Below are 9,729 nucleotides of genomic sequence, written 5' to 3' on the forward strand. Positions count from 1 at the left end.
CCGCTCGTCAGCAGATAGCAAGCTATCTCTGTTACCGCTCGACTTGCATGTGTTAAGCCTGCCGCCAGCGTTCAATCTGAGCCATGATCAAACTCTTCAGTTCAATCTAGTCGAAGCAAAAGCTTCATATACTTGCTCAAGTTACTTACTGTTCAAATAAATTGTACAGGTCGTTGACTTGATAATTTCTTAAGCAACATCCTCTCTAACAAGTTAGATCAGAGTGCTTTATCGTGAAATCATCTCAGCCAGCGCCCACACGAATTGCTTGGTTAATTTTTTAAAGAGCTTGCTTGAGATCCCTCAAGCGAGGCGCGTATTCTACAGCGTCTCATTTGCTTGTCAACGATTTTTTTTAATTTGTTTTCGAAGAAATTTAAATTCAAAACCGAAAACCAAAACCTTTAACAAGCGAAGATAAATTACTGATTTTAATCACTTAATTTATCCTCTATCTCCTTCAAACTTCGCCGCTTTCGAAGCGGTTCGCCTTAAGGAGGTGCGCATTATATAGAGCTGATTCTTTAAGTCAACACCTTTATCAAACTTTCTTTACATTTTTATGTTAGCGAATGTAATTAAGACTTTTCAGTCACTTTATTGCGACCAAGTAACGCATTAAATGGCCCAGATAAAGTATATAAAGCAAAGACCCCAAGCAGTACTAGCGACGGCTCTAACGCAATGACCGCAAAAACCAGAACTATAATAAGCAAGGTAGTAAACGGAACCCTTCTTTTCATATCAAACTCTTTAAAGGAGTGATACTTAACATTACTCACCATCAACACCCCTGCACCCGCAACTATCACCATCGTTAACGCAGTTAACCAGCCCGACTGCTCGTAATGATGCGCCGCCCATACAAAGCCAGCCACAATTGCCGCCGCCGAAGGGCTTGGAAGCCCTATAAAGTAGCGCTTATCCACCTCATCAATTTGTGTATTAAAGCGCGCTAGACGCAACGCAGCACCCGCCACATAGATAAAGGTCGCAATCCACCCCAAATTACCCAAAGTATGCAAATTCATAGTAAACGCGACAAGAGCGGGTGCCACACCAAAAGCAACCATATCGACCAAACTATCGTACTCTGCACCAAAAGCGCTCTGCGTATTCGTCATACGCGCCACACGACCATCTAAGCCATCCAGAATCATTGATATAAAGATGGCAATTGCTGCATTATCAAAATGACCATTCATAGCAGCGACGATCGCATAGAATCCAGAAAACAACGAAGCTGTTGTAAACAGGTTCGGCAACAGATAGATCCCTCGCCCCAGCTTTGAACGATGAGCCGGCGACTCGCTCACCTCTTCCTTTTCTACATCACCCTGCTTTTCTGAATTCATATCACTCATCATCAACTCTCATCATTAAACATAAAAAAACGGCTCTCTGGAAAAACCAGAGAGCCGCCTTATCTTACCTGCAAAAACAACTAATGTTTAGTTTTTGCTCTTATCAACAATCTTGTTAATCCATGGCATCATCTTACGAAGCTCACCACCAACCTGCTCGATTGGGTGCGCAGCATTGTTACGACGGTACGCAGTCATTGAAGGATAGTTTGTTGCACCCTCTGAAATGAACATTTTCGCATACTCACCATTCTGAATACGCTTAAGCGCATTACGCATCGCTGCACGAGACTCTTCGTTAATAACTTCTGGGCCCGTTACATACTCGCCGTATTCAGCATTGTTTGAGATTGAGTAGTTCATATTGGCGATACCGCCTTCATACATAAGGTCTACGATCAACTTCAATTCATGCAAACATTCGAAGTAAGCCATTTCAGGCGCATAACCCGCTTCAGTAAGCGTTTCAAAACCCATCTTAACCAACTCAACAGCACCACCACAAAGAACAGCCTGCTCACCGAACAAGTCAGTTTCAGTTTCATCTTTGAAAGTTGTTTCGATAATGCCCGTACGACCACCACCTACACCTGAAGCGTAAGATAGCGCAACATCTTTAGCCTTACCCGTTGCATCCTGATAGATAGCGATTAAGTCTGGAATACCACCGCCCTTCACAAATTCTGAACGAACCGTGTGGCCCGGCGCTTTTGGAGCGATCATGATAACATCAAGATCGGCACGAGGCACAACCTGGTTATAATGAATAGCAAAACCATGAGCAAATGCTAGAGTAGCACCCTGCTTAATGTTTGGCTCAATTTCTTCTTTGTACAAAACAGACTGAAACTCATCTGGAGTCAAAATCATTACTACATCAGCACCAGAGACAGCCTCAGCAACCGGCTTAACAGTCAAACCATGCGCTTCCGCTTTCGCTACAGAAGAAGAATTTGCACGTAGACCAACCGTTACATCAACACCAGAATCTTTCAAGTTACAGGCATGAGCATGACCTTGCGAACCATAACCAATAATTGAAACTTTCTTACCTTTAATGATCGATAGATCACAATCTTTATCGTAATAAACCTGCATGACAATCCTCTACTTTTCTCTTGTCGAAATAAATCGACGCTTAATTAAAATTTTACTAAACAACACGCTATAGACTTAGCACTTTCTCGCCACGCGCAATACCTGAAACACCCGAACGAACCACCTCGAGCACACTTCCTTCAGCTATCGAAGCAATAAATGCATCCAACTTGTCGCTATTACCTGTGATCTGTACCGTATAGGCAGAACTAGTAACATCCACTATCTGACCACGAAAGATATCAACACAACGCTTAATCTCTGCTCTTTGAGAGCCCGCTGCCTTAATCTTAACCAACATCAACTCGCGCTCTATATGAGCACCTTCCGTCAGATCAACCAGCTTCACCACTTCAACCAACTTGTTTAGCTGCTTGGTAATCTGCTCAATGACCTTGTCGGAGCCTGAAGTTGTAACCGTTAAACGAGACAGCGTACCATCATCCGTCGGCGCAACAGTTAATGTCTCGATATTATAATTTCGCTGTGAAAACAGCCCTACAACACGCGACAGAGCTCCCGGCTCATTCTCTAACAAAACTGAAATTATTCGACGCATGGCTTAAGTCCTCTCCGTTTTGCTTAACCACATGTCATTCATAGATCCGCGCGCAATTTGCATCGGATAAACATGCTCTTTCGGATCAACATAAACGTTGATGAAAACCAAACGATCTTTCATCGCAAAAGCCTTCTCCATCGTCGTATCCAGCTCGCTAAGTTTAGTGACAGTCAAACCAACATGACCATATGATTCCACCAACTTAGTAAAATCTGGCAAGGACTCCATATACGAATGAGAGTGGCGCGATTCATAATTCATATCCTGCCACTGCTTAACCATCCCTAAAGCCTGATTGTTCAGTATTAAAACCTTCACCGGCAAGTCATATTGCTTACAGGTCGACAGTTCCTGAATATTCATCTGAATACTGCCTTCACCCGTTACGCAGACAACCTCCTCATTAGGATAATGAAGCTTTATCCCCATTGCCGCTGGCAAACCAAAACCCATCGTCCCTAAACCACCAGAGTTAATCCAACGATTTGGCTTATCAAATTTATAGTACTGAGCTGCAAACATCTGGTGCTGCCCGACGTCAGAACAAACGTAAGCATCACCTTTCGTCGCTCTATACATCGCCTCGATCGCTTGTTGCGGTTTAATGCTTTCCTCGGTCGAAGGGTCGTAGCGACCACCGTGACGAGCACGCCAGCCATCTATACTCTTCCACCAAGAAGCCAAAGCCTCTTGATCTGGCGTTTCCTCTGCATCCTCCAGAATCGCCAACATATCATTAAGCACTGATCCCACCGGCCCAACGATTGGCACATCAACCTTAACTGTTTTTGCAATATTTGCCGGATCAATATCGATATGAACAATTCTTGCCCCCGGGCAAAACTTGTCAGTGCCATTCGTCACTCGATCATCAAATCGAGCACCAACCGCTAAAACCAAGTCGGAATTATGCATTGCCTCATTGGCTTCGTAGGTACCATGCATCCCCAGCATTCCCAGAGAATGCTCACCAGTACCAGGATATGCACCCAAACCCATTAGCGTTGTGGTTACTGGATAATTCAAGCGCTCAACCAACTCTACCAACTGCTTGGATGCTTGCCCCAGAATAACACCACCACCCGCATAGATTACCGGACGCTTAGCTGCCAATAACATATCGACCGCTTTCTTAATCTGACCAGAATGCCCTCTTACCGGCGGCGTATAAGAACGCAACTTCACCTTTTTGGGGTAAACGTATTCAAAACGTTCATTTGGCGCCGTCATATCCTTAGGAATATCCACAACAACCGGCCCCGGACGACCCGACTGCGCAATATAGAAAGCCTTTTTCAAGACCTCTGGTATTTCTGAGGCATGCCTTACAGCCATATTATGCTTAACAACAGGACGAGATACGCCCATCATATCGGTTTCCTGAAAAGCATCTTCACCAATTAAGGTTGAAGGCACCTGCCCGCAAAGCACAACCATTGGAATAGAATCCATAAAGGCTGTAGCAATACCTGTAATTGTATTCGTCGCACCAGGTCCAGACGTAACGAGCACGACACCCGCCTTACCAGACGCTCGCGCGTAACCATCCGCCATATGAACAGCTGCCTGCTCATGACGAACCAAAATATGTTCAACTTTATCCTGTCTGAAAAGCGCATCATAAATATGCAGCGCTGCACCACCAGGATAACCGTATATGTACTCGACACCCTCGTCTTGTAAAAAACGAGCAATCATATCGGCGCCAGATAATAGCTCCACGATAATTACCTTCTGTTAAATAGTTTATGGAAGCTTAATCCGAGTTAACTCTCACTTCTTTTGGAAGTGCACTGGATGCAATCTAGCGTTACTTTGATGGTAAATTTGGCGTAGAGTTTCGCCATAAAGTCCAGCACTTTTATGTCATGCTAGACTCCTGTTTTACCACTGCCTCTTACATTTTCTATCAAGCAAAGTAAGAAGCTCAAATACGCTGGGGGATACTATTACCGTCAAACGATTAACGTTGAAAAACGACACTTGTAAAACCCTAGAAAAAGCAACCCGTAATTCTGACACTTAAATCATTAGAGTCAATATAATTTGCATTTTTTTGACCCAGTTTTGTATTTTTTCGGCTTTTCTCGTCCAAAAAACCGTCTATGGTTTATAGTTAGAATGTCAATTGACCAAAATTCTATGATCTGACAGGAAATCGAAACCATGACGCTCACACTGAACAGCGCATTATTCACAACCACTTTAAAGCTTTGCGCTTTTCTTTTAATTAGCTGTGCTACAACCATAGCAACTTCGGCTGAAGTCTATAAATGGGTCGATAGTAACGGCAACACTCACTATACGGACAAGAAACCAAACCATACCGAGTCGACCAGTATTCAAATTAAAACTAGCACTGCATCACAGCGCACCAGCGCACAAAACCAAGCAAAAGCTATCGATGAAAAAACAGCCAAAGAAATGCAAGTTCGACAAGGGATCGCTCAAGAAGAAGCTAGAAAAATTGAGATTGAAGAAAAATGTAAAGCAATCAGAGAAAACCTTAGAGTTATTGCTGAAACTAGCCGCATAACAGTTGTTGAAGAAGGCGTCACCCGCTTCCTAAGCCCTGAAGAGATCAACGAAAAGAAGGCAAACTTCCAAAAACAAATTGAAGACTACTGCCAATAATACAATACGGAGGACACCGAGCCTTTAGACCATACCAAAAGCTCGGTGCCTTACTACCTTTTTTCAAACACTATTTCATCTGCTTCAGCTCTCGCTACTATAGTGTCACCCGACACATAATCACCTGCCAACAAATTCTGAGCCAATGGATTCTCAACCCAACGCTGTATAGCTCGCTTTAGAGGCCTTGCCCCATAAACCGGATCAAACCCGGCTTCGGCCAACTTAGCCATAGCATCCGCCTCAAACTCCAAGGTAATATCCTGCTCTAACAAACGCTTACTTAAGCCTTTCAATTGAATCTGCGCTATACCCTGAATTTGCTGGGCTCCCAAAGCATGGAAGACCACCACTTCATCAATACGGTTGATAAACTCCGGCCTAAAATGAGCCGATACAGAATCCATGACAGCATTCTTTATCTGATCATAACCCGCGCCTTCCATTCCCATAGCCTGGATAACATCAGAACCCAAATTAGACGTCATGATAATAACCGTATTCCTGAAATCGACAGTACGACCTTGACCATCAGTTAAACGACCATCTTCCAATACCTGAAGCAAGATATTGAACACATCCGGGTGTGCCTTCTCCACCTCATCCAATAGCAATACCGAATAGGGTCTCCTGCGGACAGACTCTGTCAAATAGCCACCTTCTTCATAGCCTACATATCCAGGAGGAGCGCCAATTAGGCGAGCCACCGAATGCTTTTCCATAAATTCGGACATATCGATACGAACCATCGCATCTTCAGTATCGAAGAGGAAACTCGCCAAGGCTTTACAAAGTTCGGTTTTACCGACACCTGTTGGCCCCAAAAATAGAAAGGAGCCATTTGGACGATTAGGGTCAGCCAAACCCGCACGAGAACGACGTACTGCATCGGATACCGCTTGCACTGCTTCAGATTGACCAATTACCCGCTCATGCAGAGAACCTTCCATTCTCAACAACTTATCCTTTTCGCCCTCCAGCATTTTTGAGACCGGAATACCCGTCCACTTCGATACTGTTTCTGCTATCTCTTCTTCGGTCACTCGATTACGTAATAAGGTCATACCCATCATTTCAGCCTGGCTCGCCATATCCAACTGGCGCTCCAATTCGGGAATCTTCCCGTACTGCAATTCCGACATCAATGCCAAGTCACCCTCTCGACGAGCACTCTCCAATTCGACCCTAGCCTGCTCTAACTGACTCTTAACTTTCTGGGAACCATGCAGAGCTGCCTTTTCTGCCAACCAGACTTCTTCCAGATCTGAAAATTCCTTTTCAAGTTCAGAAATTTGCTCATTCAGCTCTACAAGGCTCTTTTTAGATGAAGAATCCTGCTCCTTCTTAAGCGCCTCCCGCTCGATTTTCATTTGAATCAAACGGCGCTCCAAGCGATCTAAAGCTTCTGGCTTTGAGTCCATCTCCATTCGAATTTGGCCTGCTGCCTCGTCAACCAAATCTATCGCCTTATCCGGTAATTGGCGATCAGCTATATAGCGATGAGAAAGCTTGGCTGCAGCGATAATTGCACTATTGGTAATTTCTACCCCATGATGGACTTCGTAACGCTCTTTCAAACCGCGCAGAATAGCAATGGTATCTTCAACAACCGGCTCCTCTACTAGAACTTTCTGGAAACGCCTTTCCAAGGCAGCATCTTTCTCTATATATTCACGATATTCATCAAGCGTAGTAGCGCCAACACAATGCAGCTCACCTCGAGAAAGTGCAGGCTTCAACATATTCCCCGCATCCATTGAGCCCTCTGCCTTACCAGCACCAACCATGGTATGAATTTCATCGATAAAGAGGATTATCTGCCCTTCTTGCTTACTCAGCTCATTAAGCACACCTTTCAAGCGCTCCTCAAATTCACCTCGAAACTTAGCCCCGGCAATCAATGCCCCCATATCCAAGGACAAGACTCTCTTATCTTTTAAGCCGTCAGGTACTTCACCGTTTACAATTCGTTGAGCTAAACCTTCGACAATAGCTGTTTTACCGACACCCGGCTCACCTATCAAAACGGGGTTATTCTTACGTCGACGTTGAAGAACCTGCACCGTGCGACGAATCTCATCATCACGACCAATAACCGGGTCCAGTTTTCCTTCTACGGCTCTAGCCGTCAAATCAACCGTAAATTTATCTAATGCCTCTCTATTTTCCTCAGCCCCTTGATCATTCACGCCATCACCTCCTCTCACCTGGTCAATCGCTTCTTCTAAAGCAGCTTTTTCTACCTTATAAGATTTCATCAAAGCGCCTAAAGCACCTTTATCACCAGTCGCAGCAAGTAAGACCATCTCACTTGAAATAAACTGATCGCCTTTTTTCTGCGCTAACTTATCAGCAATGTTCAGCATTCGCCCCAGGTCGTTGGACATATGCACATCACCGTCTGCACCTTCGACGGTCGGTAATTCATCAACCAGACGACCAAGCTCAGTTCTAAATTGTTTTACATCTACAGAAAGCTGTCTCAATAAGGCGGATACGCTGCCATTTTGGTCAATTAGAACCTGGATCAAATGCACCGGCTCTATAAACTGATGATCCTTTCCCAAGGCTATAGATTGCGCATCTGATATCGCAACCTGCAAACGGCTCGTCAAACGATCAATTCTCATAAGTTATCCCCCCGAAGGAATCAATAGTATCTAAGTTCAGTAAACTTCGTTATGACATAGATAAGGCTCGCCTGGACATTTTCAAGGCCCAACACATAAATTGCGCCAATTTATTGACACAAATCAATAAAAATACTCCCACTTCTACAGAAACTAACCGAGTGGTAATCAATTTTTTATGGTCAAGATCACACCAAACTCGTACAGTAATTGCAGAGCCTTTGCTTAACGATTAATATGGCCGGATTATATCGGCGTCCAATTTCACCAGCCGACCCACTACCTACTCACGCGAATACCCTTAGATGCCTAGCGACAACAACCCTGTTTTTATTGACTTCGAAGCTTCCAGCCTAGACCTCCTATCCAGCTACCCTATTGAAGTAGGTGTTTGCCTGGCTGATGGCAGCACCAGAAGCTGGCTGATCAAACCGCACGTATTATGGAAAGACTGGTCAGAAAAAGCCGCGCGAATACATGGAATCAGTAAAGACCAACTTCAACAAGAAGGCGCTGAGATTAGCCAGGTTGTTCGCGAACTTAATGATCTACTTAGTGGGGATGTATATTGCGATGCCTGGGCCTTCGATAGTTTTTGGCTTCATCGCCTATTTAAAGCGGCAAAATGCAAACCCAACTTCCATCTAGACTCCCTCTCATCAATTCTCGATGAAGAGCAAATCGATAGATGGCAGGACATCAGAGCTGGCGTTATAGATGAGCTACAGCTTGTTCGGCACCGCGCTGCAAATGATGCTTACATACTTCATAAAACCTGGCAGAAATTAGGAGCCCAGCTTAAATGAAATTATTAAGAAATACGCTCGCAGGCCTTTCTGCACTATCAGTACTCGCGGCCTGTACACCGACCTTCCAAACAACCGAGCAGCTATGCCAAGCCCATCTGCCAACAAGGCAGATAGTTCAAAACCAAAGCTACGAAGTACTCGCAAATGAAGAAAATAGCGAATACAAACTTTACCTTGAGGACTTCATTAATAGCTTTAAAGGCCTGCAATCTAAATCTATTGACGCTAGTGGTAACCCAATTTTATCTGACCTTTCAGCTGACGAGGAAGCCGTCCGCGACTTTATATTGCAACAGATCAGCGCAGATATGAACTACACACTAGATGACGAGGGAACCGTAGAATCAGCAAACAACCCCCTAGATTTTATGGAAAACCTTATTGCTGCCATCGACAGCGAAAAACTTGTTCAAACATTCGTCGAAGCTAAGGAGCAAATGTCCTCCGCAATCAGCAGCGATGACGGACACTGCACCTACAGCAATGATCAGATAGAGTTTCTCCGTGAAGATGACTCATTCAATATTCTAGATCAGTTTAGCGCCTCATTGGACCTGACTTACATCCCTTCAGCCTTTGTCGAAATAGATAATAAGGTTGATCAAACCGTTCTAATAGCTTTCGACCAAGAT

8 protein-coding genes and 1 rRNA gene are annotated in these 9,729 nt (G+C 44.4%); 3 read left to right on the forward strand and 6 right to left on the reverse strand.

The annotated features are described in order from the left end of the window. The 5 genes from A3756_RS01895 to A3756_RS01915 all read right to left on the reverse strand — a co-directional run. Positions 1-103, reverse strand: a 16S ribosomal RNA gene (locus tag A3756_RS01895); the annotation flags it as partial. Positions 104-578: 475 nt separating this feature from the next. Beyond that, complete coding sequence (gene pssA / locus A3756_RS01900; protein WP_197470003.1) at positions 579-1,364, reverse strand: CDP-diacylglycerol--serine O-phosphatidyltransferase; 786 nt, start codon at positions 1,362-1,364, stop codon at positions 579-581. 87 nt (positions 1,365-1,451) lie between these two features. Continuing rightward, positions 1,452-2,462 carry a ketol-acid reductoisomerase gene (gene ilvC, locus A3756_RS01905; RefSeq protein ID WP_068510906.1) on the reverse strand — a complete coding sequence of 337 codons (1,011 nt, stop codon included), beginning with the start codon at positions 2,460-2,462 and terminating at the stop codon, positions 1,452-1,454. Positions 2,463-2,529: 67 nt separating this feature from the next. Then, positions 2,530-3,021: an acetolactate synthase small subunit gene (gene ilvN, locus A3756_RS01910; RefSeq protein WP_068510904.1), complete on the reverse strand. Its 492-nt coding sequence runs from the start codon at positions 3,019-3,021 to the stop codon at positions 2,530-2,532. Between the two features lie 3 nt (positions 3,022-3,024). Beyond that, entirely contained in the window at positions 3,025-4,746 is a 1,722-nt protein-coding gene (locus A3756_RS01915) for an acetolactate synthase 3 large subunit (RefSeq protein WP_068510902.1), read from the reverse strand. 444 nt (positions 4,747-5,190) lie between these two features. On the opposite strand from A3756_RS01915, the gene A3756_RS01920 reads away from it, so the two are divergent. Continuing rightward, entirely contained in the window at positions 5,191-5,658 is a 468-nt protein-coding gene (locus A3756_RS01920) for a DUF4124 domain-containing protein (RefSeq protein ID WP_082865037.1), read from the forward strand. Between the two features lie 53 nt (positions 5,659-5,711). Here the strand turns inward: A3756_RS01920 and clpB are convergent, their stop codons facing one another. Beyond that, positions 5,712-8,288 (reverse strand): ATP-dependent chaperone ClpB, encoded by a 2,577-nt coding sequence (clpB, locus tag A3756_RS01925; protein WP_068552792.1) that lies wholly within the window; start codon positions 8,286-8,288, stop codon positions 5,712-5,714. A 305-nt stretch (positions 8,289-8,593) separates the two neighbouring features. Between clpB and A3756_RS01930 the strand changes: the two genes are divergently transcribed. Continuing rightward, the gene (locus tag A3756_RS01930; protein ID WP_068552795.1) at positions 8,594-9,094 is read left to right on the forward strand and encodes an exonuclease domain-containing protein; all 501 of its coding nucleotides are present in this window, start codon (positions 8,594-8,596) and stop codon (positions 9,092-9,094) included. Beyond that, a partial coding sequence (locus A3756_RS01935) for a hypothetical protein (RefSeq protein ID WP_156490189.1) occupies positions 9,091-9,729 on the forward strand: 639 nt, incomplete at its 3' end. The genes A3756_RS01930 and A3756_RS01935, both read left to right, overlap by 4 nt.

Source organism: Oleiphilus sp. HI0086 (assembly GCF_001635225.1).